Raw genomic sequence first — 25,812 nt, forward strand, 5'->3', positions numbered from 1 at the left:
ATTTATAATATATCCTTATGATAATTTGATTGAATAATAGAATTTAAAACAACCTGCGCTTTGTTACGACTTTCAATTGCTTCTTCTATTGGTATAGAATCTAAAACTACACCTGCACCAGCTTGTATAGTAGCAATATTATTTTCTACATATGCAGATCTAATCACAATACATGTATCTAATACACCTGAAGCAGTAAAATAACCAATAGCACCACCATAACTACCTCGTTTAAAATTTTCTGCTTCATAAATTAATTCCATAGCTCTCATTTTTGGTGCTCCAGTTAAAGTACCCATGTTCATACAAGCAGAATATGCATGTAATGCATCTAAATCATATTGTAAAACACCAATTACTTTTGACACTAAATGCATAACGTGTGAATAACGGTCCACTTTAGTTAATTGAGAAACAAATCTTGTTCCTGGAACACAAATTTTTGCCAAATCGTTTCTTGCTAAATCAACCAGCATCAAATGCTCTGATAATTCTTTATGATTAGTACGCATTTCCAATTCTATTCGACTATCAAAATCAAAATTTAAATTTCCTGATAGATCAAATCCTCTTGGTCGAGTACCAGCAATAGGATAAATTTCAATCTTACGTGTAATAGGATTATATTTTAATGAACTTTCTGGAGAAGCTCCAAATAATGTAAAATCCGTATCTTGCATAAAAAACATATAAGGACTTGGATTATTCAATTTTAAAGTATAATATGCTAATAAAGGATATGGGCATGATAAAAAAAATTTTCTAGACGGTACAACTTGAAATATTTCGCCTTGACGTATATATCTTTGCATATTTTTTACAACATTTTGATATTCTAAATCATTCAGACTAATTTGCACTTTTGAAGGAAGAATTGTATTACATGGAATATTGGTAGGATCATTATATAACTTTTTTTGTAAATTATACAATCTATCAGTAATTCTTTTTTGTTCATAAAAATCTTTAAAAAAAATACTACCCTGAATCATACTATTTTTATTTAAATGATCAATAATTAGCAAAACTTCTGATAAATAAAAACAAAAATCTGGACATTTATAACAACCTTTTACTTTAGGTAATATTTCAAATGTATTAATTAAATCATATGAAAATAATCCTCCAAAAAAAATTGCATCAAGATCTTTTTCTTTTGCTTTAACTAATTGAAAAATAAATCGAAAAGCATCAAACACTGATAATGAACGTAATTTAACATCTTCATCTACATTAAAATCATTTTTTGGAAATATCAACTTAACTGTGTTTTTATAATAACTAATTCTTACTACTTTTGGAATTACAGTATGTATTTGATCTAATATATTCTGACCATTTTTTGTCATAGCTTCATAAATTACGATTTGTTTATATGCAGTAATACGTACTGCTGTATCTATAATCATCATACTTTTTAATTGATATTTTTTATTTATTTCAGCAGATTCTAATAATAAAGATATCTTTTTATTTCCACATAATTCATAAAATGTTGCTGCTGGATTACTTCGATATGGTGCATCTATTTGTACAGTCTGAAATATATTTTTATTCATTAGTATAATTCATTTTTATATTATAATTTTATAATAAATAATTTTACTATTATGTTACTAAAAAATTATGTTAATTAAATTTATATATGATTTAATATATATATATATATATAATAAAATATTAAATCATATAATAAGTGTAATATAAAAAATATTTAAAAGAAAAACCATATATTCCATGTAATTTCATTAATATATTTATACTTATTTATTTATCAAACAAAAACCAATCATACAATATAAAAATATTAAACCAAAGTATATAAATATCTACGATATACCAAATATAATATTTTTTCAGTTAACAAATTTAACTTTTTATCACATAAAATATGTACATTCGGCCAACGTTTTAACCAAGTCATTTGTTTCTTTGCAAATTTACGTGTTGCAATAATTGCATCATGAATCATCTGGTTATAACTAATCTCATGTAATAAGTATAACCACATATGACGATAACCGATACAACGTATTGCTGGAGATTCTATATTTAAATCTCCTCTATAAAATAATTTCCGTACTTCAAATTCTAAACCTTGATGCAACATATTGTAAAAACGATATTTTATCTTATTATATAAACATAATTTATCTGGTATTACAGCAAATTGTATTACATCATAAGGAAAAACATTAGATGTTTTTTTTTTTAATATACTCATTTTTTGACCAGTAATAAAATATACTTCTAATGCTCTAATAATTCTGTGAATATCGTTAGGATGAATAATCTTTGCTGCATCACTATCAATAATAGATAAATATTTATGCAAAAAATTTTTATCTCCTAGTACTTTACAATATAAAAATTTTCTACGTAATTTTAAATCTGCTTTAGGTAATGCTGATATACCATTTAATAAAATATGATAGTACAACATTGTACCACCGACTAATAATGGAATTTTATTCATATAAAAAATCTCTTGAATTGACTGTAAAACATCGCGACGAAAATTTGATACAGAATACCACTCTCCGGGATCGACTACATTTATCAAACGATGTGGATGTTTTGATAATTCTATACTACTAGGTTTCGCAGTTCCAATATCCATATGTTTATAAATTAATGCAGAATCGACACTAATAAGTTCAACAGGAAGATATTTTCGTAAATGCATTGCTAATGCGGACTTACCTGATGCAGTAGGTCCCATAACAAAAATTACAAATTTTTTATTTACAATACTATTAAACTTATCATATAATATATTACTTTGCATGACGTACACTATTATAAAAATTTAATAAACCCTGCGTTGAATTATCATAATCTAATTCATATTTTTTATTGGTTAAAGTGTTGTAAATACTATTAGATATATTCTTTCCTAATTCTACACCCCACTGATCAAAACTAAAAATATTAAAAATTACACCTTGAGTAAATATTTTATGTTCGTATAATGCAATTAATAATCCAAGCGAATATGGATCAATTTTTTTAAATAACAATGTATTACTAGGACGATTTCCTAAGAAACATTTAAATTTCTGAATAAATGCACTATCTACGCTTTTGATATCAGAAAAAAAACAACTACTATCATTATAAAAAGATTTTCCAAAAGCTAAAGCATGTGTTTGCGCAAAAAAATTAGACAATAAAATTTCATGATGATCCTGAATAGAATTATGAGATAATATAGGTGCAATAAAATCACAAGGAATTAATTTTGTTCCTTGATGTAACAACTGATAAAAAGAATGTTGCCCATTTGTTCCAACTTCACCCCAAATAATCGGACCAGTTTGCCAAGATACTGTATTACCATTACGATCAACGTTTTTTCCATTAGACTCCATGTTACTTTGCTGAATATATGCAGGAAAGCGATTTAAATATTGATCATATGGAAAAATAGCTTCTGTTTCAGAATAAAAAAAATTATTATACCAGATTCCTATCAATCCTAATAAAACAGGAATATTTTTTTCAAAAGTGGTATTTTTAAAATGCATATCCATAGCATATGCTCCATTTAATAACTCTTTAAAATTTTTAAATCCTACAGCTAATGCTATTGATAATCCCATAGCAGACCATATTGAATAACGCCCGCCTACCCAATCCCATATTTTAAAAATATTATCTGAAATAATACCAAAATCTTTTGCTTTATTTGTATTCATAGTAATTGCAAAAAAATGCTGATTCATATGTTTAGTACATCCCGCTTTTTTAAAAAAAGCTTTTTTAATAGTTTCAGCATTGACTATCGTTTCTTGTGTAGTAAATGTTTTAGATGATATTAAAAATATTGTAGTCTCAAAATCAATAATTTTAAATAAATGAAATAACTCTGTACTATCAATATTCGATACAAATTTAATATCTAAATGATTTTTATATGCTTTCAAAGCCTTCGTAACCATACTTGGCCCTAAATCAGAACCTCCTATACCAATATTAACAACAGTTGTAATCTTCTTTCCAGAATATCCTTTCCACTGACCGTTAATTACTTGATTTGAAAAAAATTTTATTTTCTTTAAGACTGCATAAATTTCTGGCATAATATCATTTCCATCTAAAATTATGGGATTATGATAATCATTTCGTAAAGCAGTATGCAATACTGCACGGTCTTCAGTACAATTAATTTTCTTACCAGAAAACATTTGTTGAATTGCTTCAGATAAATGCATGTCTTGAGCTAAACTTAATAATATTTTTAATGTTGTATATGTAATTCTATTTTTTGAAATATCTACCAATAATTTATCTTTTATAAAAAAAGAAAAATTTTTAAAACGATATTTATCTTTACGGAATAAATCATTTAAATGTATATTTTGCATATCTTGGAAATGTTTTTTTAAATTCTTCCAAGCAGTAGTCTGCGTAGGGACAATATTTCTCATAATATGTTCAACCTTGTAATATAATAAAATTTATTTTTTAAAAATATAATATAAAACTTGAAAAAAATATATTACCCCTCATATTATCAGATAAAAAGTATAAAAAATAAATTAAAAAATTCTTTAAATATAACAATTAACATATTATATACATACTGAGGTAATTTATTATGTCATATGATACTATTTCTTTCACACCAATGTTGTCAAACAATATTTTCTCAAATCGATTTAATCAAATTGATAAAATATTTAGTACACTAACAGGAGAAAAACCATTATCTGAATTACCCGATTATGACATTATTCAATGTGATGATACAAAATACTTATTAATAATTACTGTACCAGGATATCATGAAAATGAATTAGATGTTTTAATTCAAAATAACCAATTAAAAATTTCCGGAATGAGAAAAAAAAATAACGAAAAAACAAAAACTATAAAATATGTACATCAAGGAATTAAAAACAATAATTTTTCTATGCAATTTAATTTAAATCACCCAATTAAAATTCATCAAGCAAAACTAAATACGGGATTACTAGAAATATCATTCGAATATGATATTCCAGAAGCAAAAAAAATAAAAAAAATTAACATACAAAAAGTATAATAAACATCTAATACAATATATCATATAAAAATAATTTTAAAATCATTGTTATTATATAATAATATACATAAAATTCTGTATACAAAAATATTATAATAACAATGATTAACGAAAATCATTTAATTTGGATAGATTTAGAAATGACTGGATTAAATCCAGAAAAACATCGTATATTAGAAATTAGTACGATTATTACAAACAAAAACATTGATATTCTTGCAGTTGGACCATGTATACCAATTATGCAAAATGATAAAATTCTTGTATCCATGGATCAATGGAATACAATAACACACAAAAAAAATAATTTATATTACAGAGTTCAAAATAGCAATTATCATGAAATAAAAGCAGAAAAAGAAGTATTAAATTTTATCAAACAATGGGTTCCAAAAAAACAATCACCTATGTGTGGTAATACTATCAGTCAGGATAGAAGATTTTTACTAAAATATATGCCAAAATTAGAATCATATTTTCATTACCGACATATTGATGTTAGTTCAATTCAAGAATTAATAAAAAGATGGTATCCTCAGATATTCCAAAAACATAAAAAACAAAATCAACATATAGCACTATTTGATATTTATAATGCTATTAATGAATTAAAGTTCTATAAAAAATTTTTTATAAAAAAAAACATATAAAACATACTTAATTACTTGCAGTTTATATAAAATATGTTATATACTATATAGTAGTCGTAAAATTTATTAAAGCGGGAATAGCTCAGTTGGTAGAGTGCAACCTTGCCAAGGTTGAGGTCGCGAGTTCGAATCTCGTTTCCCGCTCCAAAAAAAAATATAATAATAATTAAAATATTATATATTAATTATAAAAATTTTTTATTAAAACGCTCAATACGACCCCCTTGTATTACATTTCTTTGTTTTCCAGTGTAAAAAGGATGACATTTAGAACATATATCAACATTTAAAGTATTTTTATTATAGGTAGAAAAAATTTCAATAACATTACTACAAGAACACGTAATAATAATTTTTTGATATTTAGGATGAATACCTTTTTTCATAAAAACCTCATATAATACAATAAAAATAAATTTAAAATTTATGTTAAAATAAAAATGATAATTCTTCAAATTAATAATAATTATAATATATTAAAATTTTATATTAAATAATATTTATAATTAATCAATGTAATATATTAATTTATACATTAAAATCAGAGATTGTTCTATGACCACAATACTCAGTATTAGATTAAATAATAAAGTAGTAATTGGTGGAGATGGGCAAGCAACACTAGGAAATACTATTATGAAAAGCAATGTAAAGAAAGTACGATCACTTTATCATAATAAAATAATTTCTGGATTTGCCGGAGGAACCGCTGACTCATTTACCTTATTTGAATTATTTGAAAAAAAACTAGAAACATTTCAAGGACAACTAAAAAAATCAGCCATAGAACTAGCAAAAGATTGGCGTAGTGATCGTATACTTCGAAAATTAGAAGCAATATTAGCTGTTGCTGATAAAAATACATCATTAATTATTACAGGTAATGGTGATGTCATTCAACCAGAAAATGATATCATCGCAATTGGATCTGGTGGAGCATATGCTAAAGCCGCTGCTTATGCATTATTAAAAAACTCTCAATTAGAAGCACGTAGTATTGTTAAAAAATCACTAAATATTGCAGCAAATATTTGCATATATACAAATCATATTTTTACTATTAAAGAATTATATTCAGAAAAATAACAAGGATTATTTTTATGCCAACTATGACTCCTCGAGAAATTGTAAAAGAACTTGATAAATTTATTGTTGGGCAAAAAAAAGCAAAAAAAGCCGTAGCAGTAGCATTAAGAAATCGATGGAGAAGGATGCAATTAAAAAAAGATTTACAATATGCCATCACTCCAAAAAACATTCTAATGATTGGACCAACAGGTATTGGAAAAACAGAAATTGCACGTCGATTAGCAAAATTAGCACATGCACCATTTATTAAAGTAGAAGCAACAAAATTTACAGAAGTAGGATATGTAGGTAAAGAAGTAGACTCAATTATTCGCGATTTAATAGAAATCGCAATTAAAAATATTAAAATTGAAACAACTAAAAAAAATAAACATCAGGCAAAAAAAATTGCTGAAAAGAGAATATTAGATATACTACTACCTACTATTAAAGAAAATGATCAAAAAAGTACACCAAAGACACCAACAAAAACTATGAAAATTTTTCAAAAAAAACTACATGCAGGAGAATTAGACGAAAAAGAAATCGAAATTAGTATTACCAATAATCCCATGGGTGTTGAAATCATGGCTCCACCAGGGATGGAAGAATTAACAAATCAATTACAACTACTTTTCCAAAATTTACATCAACAAAAAACAACGAAAAAGAAACTAAAAATTAAAGATGCTATGCGAATCTTACGAGAAGAAGAAGCATTAAAATTATTAAATCTCGAAACAATAAAAAAAGAAGCAATTTCATCCGTTGAACAAAATGGAATAGTATTTATTGATGAATTGGATAAAATCTGTAAAAACAGAGGTACAACAGGTCTCGACGTATCTCGAGAAGGTGTACAAAGAGACTTATTACCTTTAATTGAAGGATGTACTGTATCAACAAAATATGGTATGATCAAAACAGATCATATTCTATTTATTACTTCAGGAGCATTCCAAGTATCAAACCCATCAGATCTAATACCAGAATTACAAGGTAGACTACCTATTCGAGTAAATTTACATCCACTAAATATACAAGATTTCGAAAAAATATTAACAGAACCAAAAACAGCACTTATTACACAATATGTTGAACTGATGAAAACAGAAGGTGTAAAAATTCAATTTACAAAAGATGGAATATATAAAATTGCAGAAGCATCATGGAAAGTAAATGAAATCATGGAAAACATTGGTGCACGACGTTTATATACCGTATTAGAAAGATTAATGGAAGATATTTCGTTTATAGCTAACGAAATGAAAGATAAAACTATTATAATCGATGCTGACTATGTTAGTAAACATCTAGATCAATTAATGTTCGATGATGATTTAAGTCGATTTATATTATAAACAATACAAAATAATATTTCTTTACTGTATTCATAAGGTGTTAATATGACAAAATGGGTAAACGCAATAGTAATAAAAAATCATAAATATACAGACAGATTATTTAAATTAATATTACATGCACCAATATCACCATTTTATGCTGGACAGTTTGCAAAACTGGGTATAAAAATTTCTCCAACAAAATACATTAAGAAAGTATATTCGTTTGTAAATCCACCAAACAACAAAAATTTAGAATTCTTTATAACATTAATACATGATGGTATCATGTCTAATAAATTATATCATTTAATGTTAGGAGAACAACTATTAATTTCTAAAACATCTTCAGGGTTTTTTACTATCAATGAAATTCCACCATGCGAAATACTTTGGATGTTTGCTACTGGAACCGCTATTGGACCTTTTTGTTCCATATTACAAGATGGTTCAGGATTACAAAAATTTAAAACTATTATCTTAATATACGCTGTTAAATATACAAATGAGTTAGTATATTTACCATTACTTCACAATACAAAAAAAAAATATCCTAACAAAAAAATTATTATTCAAACTATTACAAGTAGAGAAAAAAACCTCCAATCATTATATGGAAGAATTCCTGAATTATTAAAAACAAAAAAAATAGAAAAAAATGTTGGTTACATCATACATCCAAATACATCCCATGTAATGTTATGCGGTAACCCGGGTATGGTCAAAGATACACAATCTATTCTTATTAAAGAATATAATTTACAAAAACATTTAAGAAGAAAACCAGGACATATTAGCAGTGAAAATTATTGGTAAAAATTAAATTTATTAATCTAAATATATTTTAATTCTAACAATCTTTAAAAGTAAAAGACATTACTTGACGAATATTACGTACATTACACATAATCATAATTATTCTGTCTAATCCAAATGCTACACCAGAACAAGTAGGCATGTATCTACTCTTAAGTGCACGTAAAAAACGCATATCAATAATTCTTTTCGATGTTTTTTTAATTTGTATGTCATCCATAAGAAATCTACGATATTGTTCTTTTTCATCAATTAATTCATAAAATCCATTTCCTAACTCTATTCCTTGAAAAAAAATTTCAAAACGATCGGCAATATTATGGTCATGTTTATTTACCCTAGCAAGCATAGCTTGATCTACAGGATAATGATATACAAAAATTGGTCGTTGTAAACCAATCTTAGGTTGTATAGCGATTAAAAAAATTAAATTTAACAAATCTGATATAGTATCTTTTTTATGAATTACATACATATAATTTATTTTTTTTAAAATATTATATAATATTTCTATATTAGTACATATTGGGTCAATATCTAATATTTTTCTAAAAACATCTCTATAAGAAATTTTATCACAACGTTTAATTAAAAATACTTTCTGTAAAAAAACTTCAACCACTTCCATCATATCAAACATATTATAAAACAATTGATACCATTCTAAAATAGTAAACTCAATATTATGTAAATCTCCAATTTCTTTATCACGAAACGCATGGCAAATTTGATAAATAGATCCCATTCCACGTGATAAAATTCTTTTCATATGAAGTTCTGGACTTGTAATTAACCACATATTTGATTGCAAGGAATCATTCAGATGATAAGGTACCTCTAATGGTATTAAGTGATTATCTGTTACTGTACATTTTGTTAATATCGGAGTCTCAATTTCTACAATACCTTTTTTAACAAAAAAATCACGAATATTTTTCATAATTTTTGATCGCTGATAAAACATTACATTATATTTTCTAAACATAAAATTACTCAAAACAGAATTTTAAAATACAAAAAAAAAGATGTTTTGCCCATATATTTATGGGCTGAATTACTTATAGTATTTCAAATATATAATATTTATATTTTTCTTAATTTATAAAATTAAAATATTGAATTTTGGGTAATTCATCTATAGATAAAATAATTGAAGCCCGAGCACCAAAATTCGTATATTGTTGACTTGTTTTGCGTGCTACAAGTTTAATTAAACGACCTAAATAGGTTACTGTTAACGTTATTGTCTTGTCTTGATTTGTTTGTATAACATAAAATACTGCAGCCTTTTCTGGTTTAAAATGCTCTATTTCTTTAGAATGATAAAAAATTTCTAAACAAGGCTGACTAGTTAAATCATGTTGAAAACATGATAAAACTAAATTTCTTAGTATAGTATTGGGAATAAATTGTTTTAAACTATCTAAAGTACTATAATGTAGTTCAGATGATAAATATTTACCATCAATAATTATACCGTTATTCGTGGGTATCTTAATATTTGATCCAAAAATATTTGTACAATTCTGAGCATCATGAAAAATTTTTTTACTTAAATCATCAATATTACTTATTTGATGCCTTGCATCTACAGTTACCCAATTCATTTTTTTAATATTTTCTTGTAAAAATATTACACTTATCTTAGAAAGATTAGTAACATTTCGATCAATTCGGATATGATTATTATCTATATGATAATAAACATTATCTATTCCAGATAGATATGGAAAATCTATAAAACTAAAATATTGATTTGCATGAAAAATATATAATTTTTGAAATAATTTTTTTATATTTAGATATATTTTATAATAATGATTATTTTTTGTAAAAATATTTGAAATATTTCGTTGAAAAGAAAAAATATTTTTTACTACTTTAACTGATTTATTCAAGATATTTATTAAACCCAAACTATTTAACTTAGATTTCATAATATCAATTTGATTTGGTATTATATTCGAAATAGTATCACTCATCTTATATATAGAGTTTATACATCCTTTCATAATATCACAAAAAAAAGAGGTAAAATTTTTATCATAAATTTTTTTAAAAGTATGTAAACATGAAATAGATACATTTTTTTGTATTTTTTTTTTAGAAACATCTTTTATCTTATGATATTTGATATTTACAATAGTATAAATTTTTACCTTACACATAGAATTCATGCTGAAAGCTTGAAAAGTATTAATACGCATAATATAAACTTAATTTGTAGGTTACATAAAAATATTCGTTATTTGATATAAATATATTATAAAAATTGTTTAATAATTACTTTTTATAAATTGATTTTTTATTATAAAACAATTGACTATCAATAAAAAAATAAATATCATAATATATAATTTCATAAATTATAATCAATATATTTTCATCATATACATTAATATTGTATATATTTTATATAGCATCGCTAATAATATCGTAAACTATGTTTAATAATATGTCCATCATAATACATTAAAATTTAATAAACATATGATATTCAAAATTAAAATTATCAATTATGCTAATCCAGAAAAATTAATTTTCATTAAAAAAATATGGAATATACAACATGATCATACTTCTCAAATATCATTAATCATTAAACCTCATCGTATTGAATTACAAAATAACTTAATTAATTCTAAGAAGAATATATGGGTTGATTTTAATATCAAAAAAATAAATTTATATAAATTAGATAAAAAAATTAAAATGATACAAGCAATAAAAATAAAAAATACATTTAATTTAAATATTTTAGATGCAACTGCAGGTCTAGGAAAAGATGCTTTTATATTCGTATCTTATGGATATAAAGTAACTATGATTGAAAGAAATCCAATTTTATCAATTCTGTTATATGATGGATTAGTCAGAGGTCTTCAAAATAATGATATAAAAAAATTAATTAAAAAAAATATTAATTTAATATATAATACAACTTTGAATATACATCAATTAAAAATCCAACAACCAGATATCATTTATCTGGACCCTATGTTTCCTACGCGAAAAAAATCATTATCTAAAAAAGAAATTAGAACAATCCAAAATATAGTCGGTTATGATACAGATGCTGATAATTTACTCTTAACATGTTTACCATTTGCTAAAAAAAAAGTTGTTGTAAAACGACCCAAAAAATCAAATTATCTAGCAAATATAAAACCAAATTATATTATTCCTACAAAAAATCATCGATTTGATATATACGTCAAATAAATAAAATATATAAATAATATAAAAAAAAAAAAAATAATATACATGTAAAGATATTTCATTAACATCAAAATTTCTTATTAATATCAATTTATTCCATAGAAATATTAATACGATATACAATTCTCATACCAAATAACAATATCATAACAATAAAAATTGAAATACCAACCCAGTTGCCAATAGACCAAAATATACCACCAAAAGTACCTAATATACTCGATCCAAGGTAATAACAACACAAATATAATGAAGAAGCTTGACCTTTTGCTATTTTCGATCGATAACCTATCCAGCTACTTGAAATAGAATGTGCAGCAAAAAAACCACTAGAAAATAACATTAATCCAAAAATAATAAAAACTAAAATATTCCACTGGGTAATAAAAATACCTATCACCATCATTAATAAAGAATAAATTAATACTTTTTTACGACCATATAATACAATAAATTCACTAGCTTTAGGTGAACTATACGCACCAGTTAAATAAACTATAGAGAGCAGTCCTATCACTACTTGATTTAAAAAAAAAGGTTTAATCATTAATCGATAACCAACATAATTAAATAAAGTAACAAAACTACCCATTAAAATAAAACCAATAAAAAATAATACAGATAAAACTTGATCATTACATTGTAAAAAAAAACTATGCATAATTTTATTTGGTTTCAAAGAAATACTATTAAAATTATTTGAATTAGGTAATAAAAATAAAAATAATAAAGAACCAGTTAAAGAAACTAATCCAATAATTAGAAGTGATTTTTCCCATGAAAAATAATTTACTAATACACTACTTAGAAACCTACCAGAAAAACCCCCGATAGTATTGCCACTAATATATAATCCTATAGCAAATGGTAATACATCAGGATGCATTTCTTCACTTAAATAAGTCATGGCTACAGCAGCAACACCACTTAACGTAAGTCCAGTTAACATTCGCAAAGTAATGATTTCTATCCAAGTATGCATAGCAGAACACAGAATAGTTAATGAAGTTGCTAATAATAATGATGTACTCATAACTATTTTACGACCAAAAGTATCTGATAAAGAACCTGTAAATAACATACCAATTGCCATAGATGCAGTAGCAGCTGATAAAGAAAGACTACTTTGTGCAGGTGTTAAATGAAATTCACTTGAAAAAGTCGGTAAAATAGGTTGTACGCAGTATAAGATCGAAAAAGTAGCTAATCCAGCTGAAAACAATGCTATAATAACTTTCTTAAATTTTATTGTTGTACGATCAATATACTTTTTCTCATTGTTGAACGTATTTACTACATTATTTTTATTGCAATTTTTACTAAAATCAGACAAAATACCTCCTTATTTATTGAACCGTCATCTTTTATTTGAAATATATCATATCAAAACAAAAATATAAAATATTTTACATTTGATATAAAATACTTTATCAATATCAATAACTAAGACTATAAAAATTGCATATTAATACATCCATCATATACATGTTCAGCTGGTCCTTTCATATAAACAGAATGCGAAAATCCATTCCACGTAATTTCTAAATCTCCACCTGGTAAAGTAACAACAACTTGATTATGTAAAATACCTTGAATAATACCAAAAACAACAGAAGCACATGCACCGCTACCACAAGCTTTAGTTTCACCAACTCCACGTTCATATACACGTAACAATATATGCTTTGAAGATACTACCTGCATGAAATTAACATTAATACCTTCTGGGAATTTATTATGAGTATTGAAAAATATACCAATATTATTTATATCACAATCATTAATATTATTAACTATTATGACAACATGTGGATTACCAATAAAAATTGCTCCAAATGTAATACAATCGTTATTAAAATTAATTGTAGTTAATTGAAAATTTTCATATTTAAATTTTGGAATATTTATTTCATTAAATAACGGTTTACCCATATTAACAATAATATTACTTTTGTTAATAAATTGAATAACAATATTACTATTCTTCGTTTCAAGAATATTTTTTTTTTTTTGAGAAATTTTTTTTAAATACAAAAAATATGCAAAACATCTTGCTCCGTTACCACACTGAGCTGCTTCAGAACCATCAGCATTAAAAATACGATAATAAAAATCATAACGTATATTATTTGCCTTCTCTACAAGCAATAATTGATCAAAACCGATTCCAGTATATCGATCAGACATTTTTTGTATGAACTTACAAGATAATGTAAATTCTTGATAGATTCCATCAATGATAACAAAATCATTTCCTAAACCATGCATTTTAGAAAAATATATTTTTTTATTTTTATTTAACATAATATATTTTACACAAATCAAAAATAGCAGTATTTCAAAAATATGTTATATATTAATATAATAAATATTATATTTATAGTTTATTAAATTATTGGAATTTTTATGTATATAAAAAATATACAATTTCACAATTTATATAACACTGTTTTATTAAATATTGAAAATTATCTCGATCATTTTAATAGTCAACACGATATAGATTATGAAGTTAATCATCAAATTATGACAATATTATTTGAAAATCAAAGTAAAATCATCATTACTAAACAAGAAGTTTTAAAACAGATATGGTTGGCTACAAAAAAAAATGGATATCACTTTAGTTATCAGAATAAAAATTGGATTTGTAATAGAAGTCAGGAGAATTTTTGGCACATTTTAGAAAAATCATTTTATCTACAAGGTGATGAAAAGGTTTCATTTAAACAATTTATTATATCATCATAAAAAATAAATTCGGCGAAAGAGGATTTGAACCCCTGACCTACTGGTCCCAAACCAGTTGCGCTACCAAACTGCGCTATTCGCCGGAATATAACATTATAAAAATAAATTGGGTGACTAATGGGATTCGAACCCATGACATCTGGAACCACAATCCAGGACTCTACCAACTGAGCTATAGTCACCAAAAAACGAAAAAATTATACTTAAAAATTTAGAATTATAATAACATATTTCTTATATTTAGTAAATATATTATATCATATATAAAATATCATTGCGCTCGACAGGATTTGAACCTGTGACTTCTACCTTCGGAGGGTAGTGCTCTATCCAACTAAGCTACGAGCGCTATAAAAAAATATCATTATGATAAAAAACACGTATAAAAAATTCAATTGAGATAGCATCAATACTTAATGAATATACTTATATGTATAAGTATATTCACTATGATATGTACTGCAAGAATAAATTTATATACGTTGCATCATATTAAAAAATTCATAATTAGTTTTTGTCATAGATAGTTTATTAATCAAAAAATCCATGGCGTCAATTTCATTCATTGGGTGAATAATTTTTCGCAAAATCCACATTTTTTTTAATTCTTCGGAAGAAGTTAACAATTCTTCTTTACGAGTTCCAGAACGATTATAATCAATAGCTGGAAAAACTCTTTTCTCGGCAATTTTTCTAGATAACAATAATTCCATATTACCTGTACCTTTAAATTCCTCATAGATTACTTCATCCATTTTAGAACCGGTATCAATTAAAGCGGTAGCAATAATGGTTAAACTTCCTCCTTCTTCTACGTTTCTAGCAGATCCAAAAAACCGTTTTGGTCTATGTAAGGCATTAGCATCAACACCTCCTGTTAAAATTTTTCCAGAAGCAGGTACAACTGTGTTATACGCTCGTGCTAACCTGGTAATTGAATCTAATAATATAATAACATCTTTTTTATGTTCTACTAAACGTTTAGCTTTTTCAATAACCATTTCCGCTACTTGAATGTGTCTTAAAGCAGGTTCATCAAACGTAGAAGCAATCACCTCACCTTTTACTAACCGCTGCATTTCTGTTACTTCTTCTGGTCGTTCATCAATTAATAATACCATTAATACACAATCCGAATGATTTTGAGCAATACTTTGAGCAATATTTTGTAGTAACATAGTTTTTCCTGCTTTTGGAGGAGCAACAATTAACCCTCTCTGACCTCTTCCTATAGGAGCAGCTAAATCTAAAACACGTGTAGTTAAATCTTCAGTTGATCCATTACCCTTTTCCATACGCAAACGAGAATTAGCATGTAATGGTGTTAAATTTTCAAATAAAATTTTAGTACGTGCATTTTCTGGTTTTTCATAATTCACTTTTTTCACTTTTAACAACGCAAAGTATCTTTCGCCTTCTTTTGGAGGTCTAATTTTACCCGCAATGGTATCACCTGTTCGCAAATTAAATCTACGAATTTGACTAGGTGATATATATATATCATCTGGTCCAGCTAAATACGAACTATCTGAAGAACGTAAAAAACCAAATCCGTCTTGTAATATTTCTAATACTCCATCTCCAAAGATATTTTCACCACCCTTTGCATGTTGTTTAAGAATAGTAAAAATAATATCTTGTTTACGCATTCGGGCTAAATTTTCTAACCCGATCTTATTACCAAGAATAATTAATTCAGAAACTAACATGTTTTTCAGTGTAGTAAGATTCATAAATATTGTTTCTTAATAAAAACTAATATTAACTATAAAAAATTATAAAAATAGAAAAAGGTGGAGTATCTTAAGAGAGGAAAGTAAAAAATCTAACTTAAATTTATAAAACATATAAATATTTCAATCATAATGATAACATGATACTCAAAAAATATCTAGCAGTTTAAATAATCATAAAAATATTTTAAATCATTAAATATTGAAATGCACACTTAATAATTTTTTTATTTCACTTTTTGAAATCACTCCAGAATTTCTTTCAATCAATTTTTTATTTTTAAAAAATAATAATGTTGGTATGCTTTGTATAGAATATTTTAACATAATTTCTTTACAATCATCCACATTTACTTTCGCAACTATTAATAAATCCTTATATTCTTTTGATATTTCTTCTAAAATTGGAACAAAAATTTTACAAGGTCCACACCAATCCGCCCAAAAATCTACAATCACTGGTTTTTGATCATTTAGCACAATACTATCAAAATTTTTGTTTGTTAAACTAATTAATGTATTACACATAAACTGTTTCCTTGATAAAAAATTGATATATATATATTTAAAAATATTATTATATCATGTTTTTAAAATTTAGTAATTTCATCATGAATAAACGATATATATATTAAATCCATAATGACTATTTAAATATTTTATTATAAAAATATATAATCAATTTATTTGAAATATCTATCAATATATTTACTAAGAAAAATTACTTAATAATATATCAAAAGCATGCAATAAAAAATAATTATAATTATACCTTACGATAAAATCTTATAATATATAAAAAATTAGGTATTTACCTAATAAAAAAAATAAATTATTAAACTCACTTAATATAATATTTTTACAATTGTTTTCAACATGTATATTATGCTAAACATAATAAACACATAAACTAACTATGAATAATATATTACATTAAAAAAAATATTATATAAATTTAAAATATTTTATTATATGTTATTAATATATTTTTAAAGATTAATATCATCAAAAATAATATGAAAAATTAATATAAACTATGATAAATATTTATGCTATACGTTTTTAATATTATAAAAATCATATTTATAAAATTATAAAAAATAATATTTAAAATATATATAAGAAAAATATTTCAAATAATAATTCTATTGTAAAAAAAAAAATAATTTTTAAAAATATTATAAAGATAAAAAATAATAATCGTACATATTTTTAAAAATATTTATAATTAGTAATATTAAAAATAATACCAGTTGCATTATAAAAAAAATACATATTATATATTATATTCTAAAAGATTAAGTGTATTAATAATTTATATAAAAAATTTTCTGTTATCTAAATAATACCAATTTTTGATCATATCTTAAACAAATCTTAGAAAATATACGTAATAATTTTTATGATATTATTACGAATATTCTATTCAAAAAAAATATTTCTTTATAAGTGATGTTAAATAAAAATAATTACCATATCACCTATTTTATATTTAAATATCATATATTAAAATCAATTTTCATACTCATAAAAAATATCTTATATTTATGAAATTAATTTTAAAAATATATTTTAATATTTATAGAAAAGTACATATTGATAAATTAATTTATTATATAAAATATATCAATAAAAATAAATATAAAAAATTTATTATTTTAATTCTTTTTCCAAAAATTCATGTAATGATCTTATTAGTATTCAATTCTTCCTCATTATATTTTAAACATACTCAAAAATATTCTGTGTTTATATCAAATACTTCAACCCTTGATTGAAAATAAAATATAACTTAAGAATCTAAAATGCTTTTCATATTTTTCATATAACTTCTTAATTTCCTACCAATTTTTTCAATATCATGATTATAGATTTCTTGATTAAGATTTTCTAATTGAATATTATTAATCTTAGTATTTGGATAAACCATACCAATATCTTCTTGACGAATATTTCTAATAAAATCATTTAACATTGGAATCGCTCGTTTTGTAAATAAGTAACTACCATATTCTGCTGTGTCAGATATTACTAAGTTCATTTCATACAAACGTTTTCTAGCAATTGTATTAGCAATTAAAGGCAATTCATGTAAAGATTCATAATAAGCTGATTCTGCTTTAATACCTGTAGATAACATAGTTTCAAAAGCTAATTCTACTCCAGCTTTTAATATTGCAACCATCAAAATACCTTTTTGGAAATACTCAATTTCTAAAATCATATCGTTAGATGGAGCAGCTTGTTCAAAAGCAGTATATTGAATTTTTTTACGCCATGTGAATAAATTCTTATCTTGATTATTCCAATCTATCACCATATTACGAGAAAAACTTCCAGAAATAATATCATCCATATGTTTTTCAAATAATGGTTTTAGTATTATTTTCAGATTATTTGACAACTCACATACTCGAAATTTTGCAGCATTAGATAAACGACTTAACATTAAATTAATTCCACCATGCTTAAGCGCTTCCGTAAGAATTTCCCATCCATACTGTAATAATTTTACTGAATAACTCGATGTATAACCATGTGAAATTAAATAATCGTAAATAACAATTGAACTAGATTGTAACAATCCACATAAAATAGTCTGTTCACCCATTAAATCTGATTTTACTTCAGCAATAAATGATGATTGTAATACCCCTGCACGGTGACTACCAATGGAAAATGCCCATGCTTTAGCAATTTCTAGACCTTGTTGTAAAGGATCATTTTCAGTGTGTACAGCAATTAATGCAGGAACACCAAATCCTCTAACATATTCTTCACGTACTTCAGTTCCCGGACATTTTGGTGCTACCATTACTACAGTAATATCTTTCCGAATAATTTCTCCGATTTCTACAATATTAAAACCATGTGAATAACCTAAAATAGAATTTTTTTTCATCAACGGTTGTATATTTGCAATAACTTGCGAATGTTGTTTATCTGGCGTTAAATTAATAACTAAATCTGCTTCTGGAATTAAACAATCGTAATCACCTACTGGAAAATTATTATCTATAGCATTTTTCCAAGATTGGTTTTTATTCATAATGCTTTCTTTTTTTAATGCATACGAAATATCTAATCCTGAATCACGCATATTTAATCCTTGATTTAATCCTTGCGCACCACAACCAATAATAACTATTTTTTTATTTTTTAAAATATCAATTACACCTTGAAATACTTTTTCATGTAATAATTTACATTGTTGTAATTGTATTATTTGATTACGAAAATTCAATATATTAAAATAATTCTTCATATTTATGATATTCCTCTGTAAAAAATAAAATGAAAAAATTCCTTTAATGGATAAAGTTATTCTTAAATAAAGTATTAATTTTTTTTTTATTTCTAGTTGCACCTTTATCAGCACTATTTGCAAATAATGAATATAATTTTAATGCTAATGAAACATTACGTGCACGATTTTTAGGTTGATAGGATTTTTCATGGTACTTTTCCTCCTGTATTCTATTCTTTAATTCTATTTCTGTAATATCTAAATGAATCAATCGATTTGGAATATCAATATGTATAACATCCTTATCTTTAACAAGTGCAATTAAACCCTGATTAGCAGCTTCTGGAGATACATGCCCAATAGACAAACCAGAAGTCCCACCAGAAAATCGACCATCAGTAATTAAAGCACAAAATTTATCTAATCCCATAGATTTTAAGTATGTACTAGGATATAACATTTCTTGCATACCTGGACCACCTTTTGGTCCCTCATAACGAATTACAACAACATCTCCAGCACAAACTTTATTATTTAAAATTGCTTGTACGGCAGAATCTTGACTTTCATAAACTCTTGCACGACCTGTAAAAGTTAACTGTTCTGTATTTAACCCGGCAGTTTTAATAATACAGCCATCTTTAGCTAAATTACCATATAATACTGCTAATCCACCATCTTGATTATAAGCAAATTCAGATGACCTAATACAGCCTAATTTACGATCATTATCAGTCATATCCCACCTAAATGATTGAGAATATGGTTGCGTTGTTCTAATACCACCTGGACCCGCCCGAAACATTTTTAACACATTCTGATCTTGAGTTTCTCTAATATTATATTTTTTTAACATATCATTCAAAGAAAGACCTAAAATGTTAATAACAGCACTGTGTAATAAATTTATATTATTTAATTCACCTAAAATACTCATCACTCCACCTGCGCGGTGTACATCTTCTACATGATAGATAGTACTACTAGGAGCAACTTTACATAAGTGAGGAGTAGTACGGGACAAGCGATCAATATCTTTCATAGTAAAATCAACATTTGCTTCTTGTGCAGCAGCTAATAAATGTAAAATTGTATTTGTTGATCCACCCATAGCAATATCTACACGCATAGCGTTTTCAAAAGCAAATTTACTTGCAATACTACGAGGTAAAATAGATATATCATTGTCATGATAATATTTTTTCGCCACTTGTGAGATAATATTAGCAGATTCAATAAATATCTTTTTTCTATCAACATGTGTAGCTAATAAAGTACCATTACCAGGTAATGCTAAACCTATTGCTTCTATTAAGCAATTCATAGAATTTGCAGTAAACATACCAGAACATGAACCACAAGTAGGACATGCTGATACTTCAATATCATATACATGCTTATTAGAAATATTAGGATTGGCACTATTACTAATTGCATCAACTAAATTAATTTTATTGTGATGATTTATATCTACCTTACCTGCTTCCATAGGACCACCAGAAACAAATATAGTAGGTATATTTAATCTTAAAGCAGCCATAAACATTGCTGGAGTAATTTTATCACAATTAGAAATACAAATCATAGCATCCACACAGTGTGCATTAATCATATATTCAATCGAATCAGCAATTAATTCACGTGAAGGTAAGGAATATAACATACCTTGATGTCCCATAGCAATTCCATCATCTATAGCAATAGTATTAAACTCTTTAGCTACAGATTCACCAGATTTGTTAATCACATTACAAATTAATTTTCCTACATCCTGTAAATGTATATGCCCCGGAACAAATTGTGCAAAAGAATTAACCACTGCAATAATAGGTTTTTCAAAATCATTATCTTGCATGCCTGTAGCACGCCATAATGCTCTAGCACCAGCCATATTTCTACCACTAGTACTAGTTTTAGAACGATATATCGGCATAATCTTCAATCTCAATCATAAACATGATATTATTGTGATATTTAATAAAAATTATTGTAATTAAAAATTTATTAAAAAATATTTTTATATTCATACAGGGATGAAGGGACTTGAACCCTTAACTTTCGGTTTTGGAGACCGATACTCTACCAATTGAGTTACATCCCTTAACATTAATAATATTATACTAATTTAAAAATATTTAGTCTATGTAAAAATATTTTGGATTATTTAAAAATATATTTTCAATTCAATATATAACACCATATTAAAATAAAAACATATGAAACGATATATTTATATTTTTATATTTTTATCAAACATAAAAACTTAAATGAAAAATCTTTTGTTATAAAATTTACTTCAAAGGTGTGAATAAATGAAATTTCCGATTTATTTAGATTATGCTTCAACAACTCCAGTAGATAAAAAAGTTGCTAAAAAAATGATAAATTATTTAACACATGATGGAACATTTGGAAATCCCGCATCACGATCGCACCAATTTGGATGGACCGCAGAAGAAGCAGTAGATATCGCGCGTGATCAAATTGCCGAATTGATTCATGCTGATGCAAGAGAAATCATATTTACTTCTGGTGCTACTGAATCTAATAATCTTGCAATCAAAGGTTGTTGTGATTTTTACCGTCATAAAGGTAAACATATTATTACAAGTAATACTGAACATAAATCTGTATTGGATACATGTCGATATCTTGAACAAAAAAAATACTCTGTAACATATATAAATCCAAAAAAAAATGGTATCATTGATCTCAATGAACTTGAAAAAAATATTACAAAACACACAATACTAGTTTCAATTATGTACGTAAATAATGAAACTGGAACCATGCAGGATATTAAAAAAATATCAAATATATGTCGTAATAAAAATGTTTTACTACATGTAGATGCAACACAAGCAATAAGTACAATACCTATTAATCTACAAAAAATACATATTGATTTAATGTCATTTTCCGCACATAAAATTTATGGCCCAAAAGGTATCGGTGTATTATACATAAAACGAAAACCAAGAGTTAGATTAACACCACAAATACATGGAGGTAGCCACGAACGAGGTATGAGATCCGGAACATTACCAGTACACCAAATTGTCGGTATGGGTACTGCATGTAATTTAATAAATAAGAATCTCTCGTATGATACAATAAAAATATTAAAGTTAAGAGATATTTTATGGAATGGTATTAAAAATATTGAAGAAATATATTTAAATACAAATTTAAAACATAGTGCTCCACACATCTTAAATGTCAGCTTTAATTTTGTTGAAGGAGAATCCTTAATTATGGCATTAAAACATTTAGCCGTTTCTTCAGGCTCTGCATGCACTTCTGCAAGCTTAGAACCTTCTTATGTATTAAAATCATTAGGTTTACAAGATGAACTAGCACATAGTTCTATTCGATTCTCCATAGGTCGATTTACAACACAAGATGAAATTAATTATACAATCAATACTATTCATCATGCCATTAAAAAACTAAGAGAATTATCTCCATTATGGGAAATGTTTAAAGATGGGATTGATTTAAATAAAGTAAAATGGCAACATAATTAATAAAAATTAGGAAAATAAATATGACATACAGTAAAAAAGTTATTGATCATTATGAAAATCCTCGAAATGTAGGATCATTTAAAAATACTAAATCAAAAAAAATTGGTAGTGGATTAGTTGGTGCTCCAGCTTGTGGAGATGTTATGAAATTACAAATAAAAGTTAATGATGAAGGTATTATTGAAGACGCGTGTTTTAAAACATATGGTTGTGGTTCTGCTATTGCATCTAGTTCTTTAATTACTGAATGGATTAAGGGTAAATCAATAGATGAAGCAGAAAAAATTACAAATACTACTATAGCTAATGAATTAGATTTACCTCCAGTAAAAATTCATTGCTCTATTCTTGCAGAAGATGCAATCAAAGCAGCAATTCAAGATTATAAAAAAAAAAAATAAGTAATTCATTCCTGATATATTTCAATAAAATAAAATTCAAATATTTCAGGAATAAAATATTAAAAAAATAAAAATAATTTTATATATAAAATATAAAAACACAGGATAGTAATATGTCAAAAATAATTTTTCTACCAAATAAAAATTTAATACCAAAAAAAAAAAGTTTTATTATGACTATCGGAAAAACAATTTTAGATATTGCTTTAAAAAATAACATCCATATGCAACATGCATGTGAAAAATCATGCGCTTGTAGTACTTGCCATTGTATTATCCGTAAAGGATATGACGCATTATCAGAAATTACAGAAAAAGAAGATGATGTATTAGATAAAGCATATGGTGTAGAATATTATAGTCGTTTAGCATGCCAGGCAAAAATCATTAATTTAAATACAGATATAGAAGTTGAAATACCTGATGTAAAATAAATATATATTAAAAATACTAACTATATTCAGTATATATTATATATACGGATTATGTTTATTTTTAAAGATAATTTTAATCTTTTGACCTGAAATATTCAAATGATTTTGAAAAAAACATTCTAAATAACGTTTATAATCCTTAGAAATATATAATAATCGACTACCATGTATTACAATCGTTAATGGATTATACCCTCCGGGATGTGCATATTGCAATTTAATTTGCTTACCTTTCACCATTTTCGGAGGATATTTTTGTAACGCTTGATACATAATTTCTGTAAGCTGCCTAGATCGCAACGCGTTATTACATTTATTATATAATTGAGATATTAAAAAAAATATTTTTCGAATGCCTTGATTATATAAAGCTGAAATAAAATGAATATCAAAGAAATTTATAAATTTATATTTGTATAATAAATCCTTTTTCAGTTTTTTTCTTTTTAATATAGATAATTTTTCTGATTTATTCATTAAAATTAATATTTTTTTTCCAGATTGAATAATAATATTTAAAATCCACATATCATTTTTAGTAAATCCATCATAACTATCCAAAATTATAATACAAATATCAACATTTACAATAGATTGAAATGTTTTTAATATAGGTAAAGATTGTATAGAATGATAATTTTTTTTTTTTATACCTGCAGTATCTACGATAGTATATTTTATTTGATCTAATACAATAGAATCTATAACACTATCTCGAGTCGTACCTGGTTCATCATAAACTACAGACCTATTTTTCTGCAATAATTTATTAAATAATGTAGACTTCCCTACATTAGGTCTGCCAATAATAGCAACAGAAATATCTTTTATTACCTTATCTGTGATATCATTAGTATTACTTTTTTGTATCAATACAAACTTCATATACCAACGTTTAATATATTTTTTTAACTGTGGGATACCATATGCTGTTAACGAAGAAATTAAAAAAATATTTTTAATTCCCAAAGAATAATATTCATGATATTGATATTGATTTTTACTCACTTGATCAATTTTATTTAATATCAAAAATATTCTTTTTGAAAACTTTCGCAACATTTGTATTAAAATTTTCCCTTCTTCAAACACACCTTTTTTTACATCTAAAACTAAGAAAATTAAATCAGCTTCTTGAATTGCAAAAAATGTTTGCTCTAAAATACGATTATATAGTATACTGATATTTTTACATACATCAATACCAGCAGTGTCAAAAATTGTAATATTAAATTCCTGAAAACTAATTATACCACATTTCCGATTTCTAGTAAAATGCATAGCATCATTTACAATAGCAATATTTTTTCCAACTAATTGATTAAATAATGTAGATTTACCAACATTTGTAGAACCAACTAAAACTATATTATATACCATAAAAAAACATACCTTGAAAATAAAAAAATTATCTATTGAAAATTAATGTAATATATATATAATAATAGATATATTAAATGAAAGATATTTTTTCATTTTAAAATATTAAAAACTACTGCAGTTAGATGATATAATTTAATTTCATACAAGAACTAAAGTTGAATGATACATAACTTTCATGCAAGTATTGACGTTG

The 25,812-nt window shown here is 25.1% G+C and carries 23 protein-coding genes and 5 tRNA genes; 11 read left to right on the forward strand and 17 right to left on the reverse strand.

Annotated elements, in window-relative coordinates:
- Positions 1 to 2: 2 nt before the first annotated feature.
- The 3 genes from D9V78_RS01980 to pgi form a co-directional block, all read right to left on the reverse strand.
- Positions 3 to 1,565: an anthranilate synthase component 1 gene (locus D9V78_RS01980; protein WP_410051747.1), complete on the reverse strand. Its 1,563-nt coding sequence runs from the start codon at positions 1,563 to 1,565 to the stop codon at positions 3 to 5.
- 242 nt (positions 1,566 to 1,807) lie between these two features.
- Positions 1,808 to 2,788, reverse strand: a complete 981-nt coding sequence (miaA, locus tag D9V78_RS01985) for a tRNA (adenosine(37)-N6)-dimethylallyltransferase MiaA (protein WP_158350907.1) — start codon at positions 2,786 to 2,788, stop codon at positions 1,808 to 1,810.
- The gene (gene pgi, locus D9V78_RS01990; protein ID WP_158350909.1) at positions 2,778 to 4,430 is read right to left on the reverse strand and encodes a glucose-6-phosphate isomerase; all 1,653 of its coding nucleotides are present in this window, start codon (positions 4,428 to 4,430) and stop codon (positions 2,778 to 2,780) included. Before pgi ends, miaA begins: the two co-directional genes overlap by 11 nt.
- Before the next feature lie 170 nt (positions 4,431 to 4,600).
- On the opposite strand from pgi, the gene D9V78_RS01995 reads away from it, so the two are divergent.
- The 3 genes from D9V78_RS01995 to D9V78_RS02005 all read left to right on the forward strand — a co-directional run bounded on the left by D9V78_RS01995 (position 4,601) and on the right by D9V78_RS02005 (position 5,844).
- Positions 4,601 to 5,047 carry an Hsp20 family protein gene (locus D9V78_RS01995; RefSeq protein ID WP_158350912.1) on the forward strand — a complete coding sequence of 149 codons (447 nt, stop codon included), beginning with the start codon at positions 4,601 to 4,603 and terminating at the stop codon, positions 5,045 to 5,047.
- Positions 5,048 to 5,148: 101 nt separating this feature from the next.
- On the forward strand, positions 5,149 to 5,697 hold the full coding sequence (gene orn, locus D9V78_RS02000) for an oligoribonuclease (RefSeq protein WP_158350914.1): 549 nt from the start codon (positions 5,149 to 5,151) through the stop codon (positions 5,695 to 5,697).
- A gap of 71 nt (positions 5,698 to 5,768) precedes the next feature.
- Positions 5,769 to 5,844: transfer RNA gene (locus D9V78_RS02005), tRNA-Gly, on the forward strand.
- Positions 5,845 to 5,882: 38 nt separating this feature from the next.
- On the opposite strand, the gene rpmE is transcribed toward D9V78_RS02005, so the two are convergent.
- Positions 5,883 to 6,083: a 50S ribosomal protein L31 gene (rpmE, locus tag D9V78_RS02010; protein ID WP_158350916.1), complete on the reverse strand. Its 201-nt coding sequence runs from the start codon at positions 6,081 to 6,083 to the stop codon at positions 5,883 to 5,885.
- 169 nt (positions 6,084 to 6,252) lie between these two features.
- Between rpmE and hslV the strand changes: the two genes are divergently transcribed.
- The 3 genes from hslV to D9V78_RS02025 are packed head-to-tail and all read left to right on the forward strand — an operon-like array spanning position 6,253 to position 8,924.
- Positions 6,253 to 6,783, forward strand: coding sequence for an ATP-dependent protease subunit HslV (hslV, locus tag D9V78_RS02015; protein WP_158350918.1), 531 nt, complete (start codon positions 6,253 to 6,255; stop codon positions 6,781 to 6,783).
- Positions 6,784 to 6,797: 14 nt separating this feature from the next.
- Entirely contained in the window at positions 6,798 to 8,126 is a 1,329-nt protein-coding gene (hslU, locus tag D9V78_RS02020) for an ATP-dependent protease ATPase subunit HslU (protein ID WP_158350920.1), read from the forward strand.
- A gap of 45 nt (positions 8,127 to 8,171) precedes the next feature.
- Entirely contained in the window at positions 8,172 to 8,924 is a 753-nt protein-coding gene (locus D9V78_RS02025) for an FAD-binding oxidoreductase (protein WP_158350922.1), read from the forward strand.
- Positions 8,925 to 8,958: 34 nt separating this feature from the next.
- Here D9V78_RS02025 and epmA read toward each other — a convergent pair whose 3' ends face one another.
- The gene (epmA, locus tag D9V78_RS02030) at positions 8,959 to 9,909 is read right to left on the reverse strand and encodes an elongation factor P--(R)-beta-lysine ligase (RefSeq protein WP_158350924.1); all 951 of its coding nucleotides are present in this window, start codon (positions 9,907 to 9,909) and stop codon (positions 8,959 to 8,961) included.
- Positions 9,910 to 10,018: 109 nt separating this feature from the next.
- Entirely contained in the window at positions 10,019 to 11,101 is a 1,083-nt protein-coding gene (locus tag D9V78_RS02035) for a hypothetical protein (protein WP_158350926.1), read from the reverse strand.
- 313 nt (positions 11,102 to 11,414) lie between these two features.
- Between D9V78_RS02035 and D9V78_RS02040 the strand changes: the two genes are divergently transcribed.
- A complete protein-coding gene (locus tag D9V78_RS02040; RefSeq protein WP_158350928.1) occupies positions 11,415 to 12,146 on the forward strand; it encodes a class I SAM-dependent methyltransferase in 732 nt (243 codons plus the stop codon).
- 88 nt (positions 12,147 to 12,234) lie between these two features.
- Here D9V78_RS02040 and D9V78_RS02045 read toward each other — a convergent pair whose 3' ends face one another.
- Positions 12,235 to 13,476 carry an MFS transporter gene (locus D9V78_RS02045; protein ID WP_158350930.1) on the reverse strand — a complete coding sequence of 414 codons (1,242 nt, stop codon included), beginning with the start codon at positions 13,474 to 13,476 and terminating at the stop codon, positions 12,235 to 12,237.
- A 116-nt stretch (positions 13,477 to 13,592) separates the two neighbouring features.
- Positions 13,593 to 14,447, reverse strand: coding sequence for a diaminopimelate epimerase (dapF, locus tag D9V78_RS02050; protein ID WP_158350932.1), 855 nt, complete (start codon positions 14,445 to 14,447; stop codon positions 13,593 to 13,595).
- 102 nt (positions 14,448 to 14,549) lie between these two features.
- On the opposite strand from dapF, the gene cyaY reads away from it, so the two are divergent.
- Positions 14,550 to 14,894 carry an iron donor protein CyaY gene (gene cyaY, locus D9V78_RS02055; RefSeq protein WP_158350934.1) on the forward strand — a complete coding sequence of 115 codons (345 nt, stop codon included), beginning with the start codon at positions 14,550 to 14,552 and terminating at the stop codon, positions 14,892 to 14,894.
- A 9-nt stretch (positions 14,895 to 14,903) separates the two neighbouring features.
- Here the strand turns inward: cyaY and D9V78_RS02060 are convergent.
- The 8 genes from D9V78_RS02060 to D9V78_RS02095 form a co-directional block, all read right to left on the reverse strand.
- Positions 14,904 to 14,977 (reverse strand) — tRNA-Pro (locus tag D9V78_RS02060).
- 26 nt (positions 14,978 to 15,003) lie between these two features.
- A tRNA-His gene (locus D9V78_RS02065) sits at positions 15,004 to 15,076 on the reverse strand.
- 93 nt (positions 15,077 to 15,169) lie between these two features.
- Positions 15,170 to 15,243 (reverse strand) — tRNA-Arg (locus tag D9V78_RS02070).
- A 124-nt stretch (positions 15,244 to 15,367) separates the two neighbouring features.
- Complete coding sequence (gene rho, locus D9V78_RS02075; RefSeq protein ID WP_158350936.1) at positions 15,368 to 16,627, reverse strand: transcription termination factor Rho; 1,260 nt, start codon at positions 16,625 to 16,627, stop codon at positions 15,368 to 15,370.
- Between the two features lie 195 nt (positions 16,628 to 16,822).
- Positions 16,823 to 17,155, reverse strand: a complete 333-nt coding sequence (trxA, locus tag D9V78_RS02080) for a thioredoxin (RefSeq protein WP_158350938.1) — start codon at positions 17,153 to 17,155, stop codon at positions 16,823 to 16,825.
- 1,264 nt (positions 17,156 to 18,419) lie between these two features.
- Entirely contained in the window at positions 18,420 to 19,892 is a 1,473-nt protein-coding gene (ilvC, locus tag D9V78_RS02085; protein ID WP_158350940.1) for a ketol-acid reductoisomerase, read from the reverse strand.
- A gap of 43 nt (positions 19,893 to 19,935) precedes the next feature.
- On the reverse strand, positions 19,936 to 21,807 hold the full coding sequence (gene ilvD, locus D9V78_RS02090; protein ID WP_158350942.1) for a dihydroxy-acid dehydratase: 1,872 nt from the start codon (positions 21,805 to 21,807) through the stop codon (positions 19,936 to 19,938).
- Positions 21,808 to 21,902: 95 nt separating this feature from the next.
- A tRNA-Trp gene (locus D9V78_RS02095) sits at positions 21,903 to 21,975 on the reverse strand.
- A gap of 211 nt (positions 21,976 to 22,186) precedes the next feature.
- Here D9V78_RS02095 and D9V78_RS02100 point away from each other — a divergent pair.
- From D9V78_RS02100 to fdx, 3 genes are all read left to right on the forward strand, one after another.
- Entirely contained in the window at positions 22,187 to 23,401 is a 1,215-nt protein-coding gene (locus tag D9V78_RS02100) for an IscS subfamily cysteine desulfurase (protein ID WP_158350944.1), read from the forward strand.
- A gap of 20 nt (positions 23,402 to 23,421) precedes the next feature.
- Positions 23,422 to 23,802: a Fe-S cluster assembly scaffold IscU gene (gene iscU / locus D9V78_RS02105; protein ID WP_158350946.1), complete on the forward strand. Its 381-nt coding sequence runs from the start codon at positions 23,422 to 23,424 to the stop codon at positions 23,800 to 23,802.
- A 113-nt stretch (positions 23,803 to 23,915) separates the two neighbouring features.
- Positions 23,916 to 24,236 carry an ISC system 2Fe-2S type ferredoxin gene (fdx, locus tag D9V78_RS02110; RefSeq protein ID WP_158350948.1) on the forward strand — a complete coding sequence of 107 codons (321 nt, stop codon included), beginning with the start codon at positions 23,916 to 23,918 and terminating at the stop codon, positions 24,234 to 24,236.
- A 36-nt stretch (positions 24,237 to 24,272) separates the two neighbouring features.
- On the opposite strand, the gene der is transcribed toward fdx, so the two are convergent.
- On the reverse strand, positions 24,273 to 25,616 hold the full coding sequence (der, locus tag D9V78_RS02115) for a ribosome biogenesis GTPase Der (RefSeq protein ID WP_158350950.1): 1,344 nt from the start codon (positions 25,614 to 25,616) through the stop codon (positions 24,273 to 24,275).
- Between the last annotated feature and the right edge of the window lie 196 nt (positions 25,617 to 25,812).

Origin of the sequence: Buchnera aphidicola (Sarucallis kahawaluokalani) (assembly GCF_005080725.1) — a bacterium.
GTDB lineage: Bacteria > Pseudomonadota > Gammaproteobacteria > Enterobacterales > Enterobacteriaceae > Buchnera_L > Buchnera_L aphidicola_AF.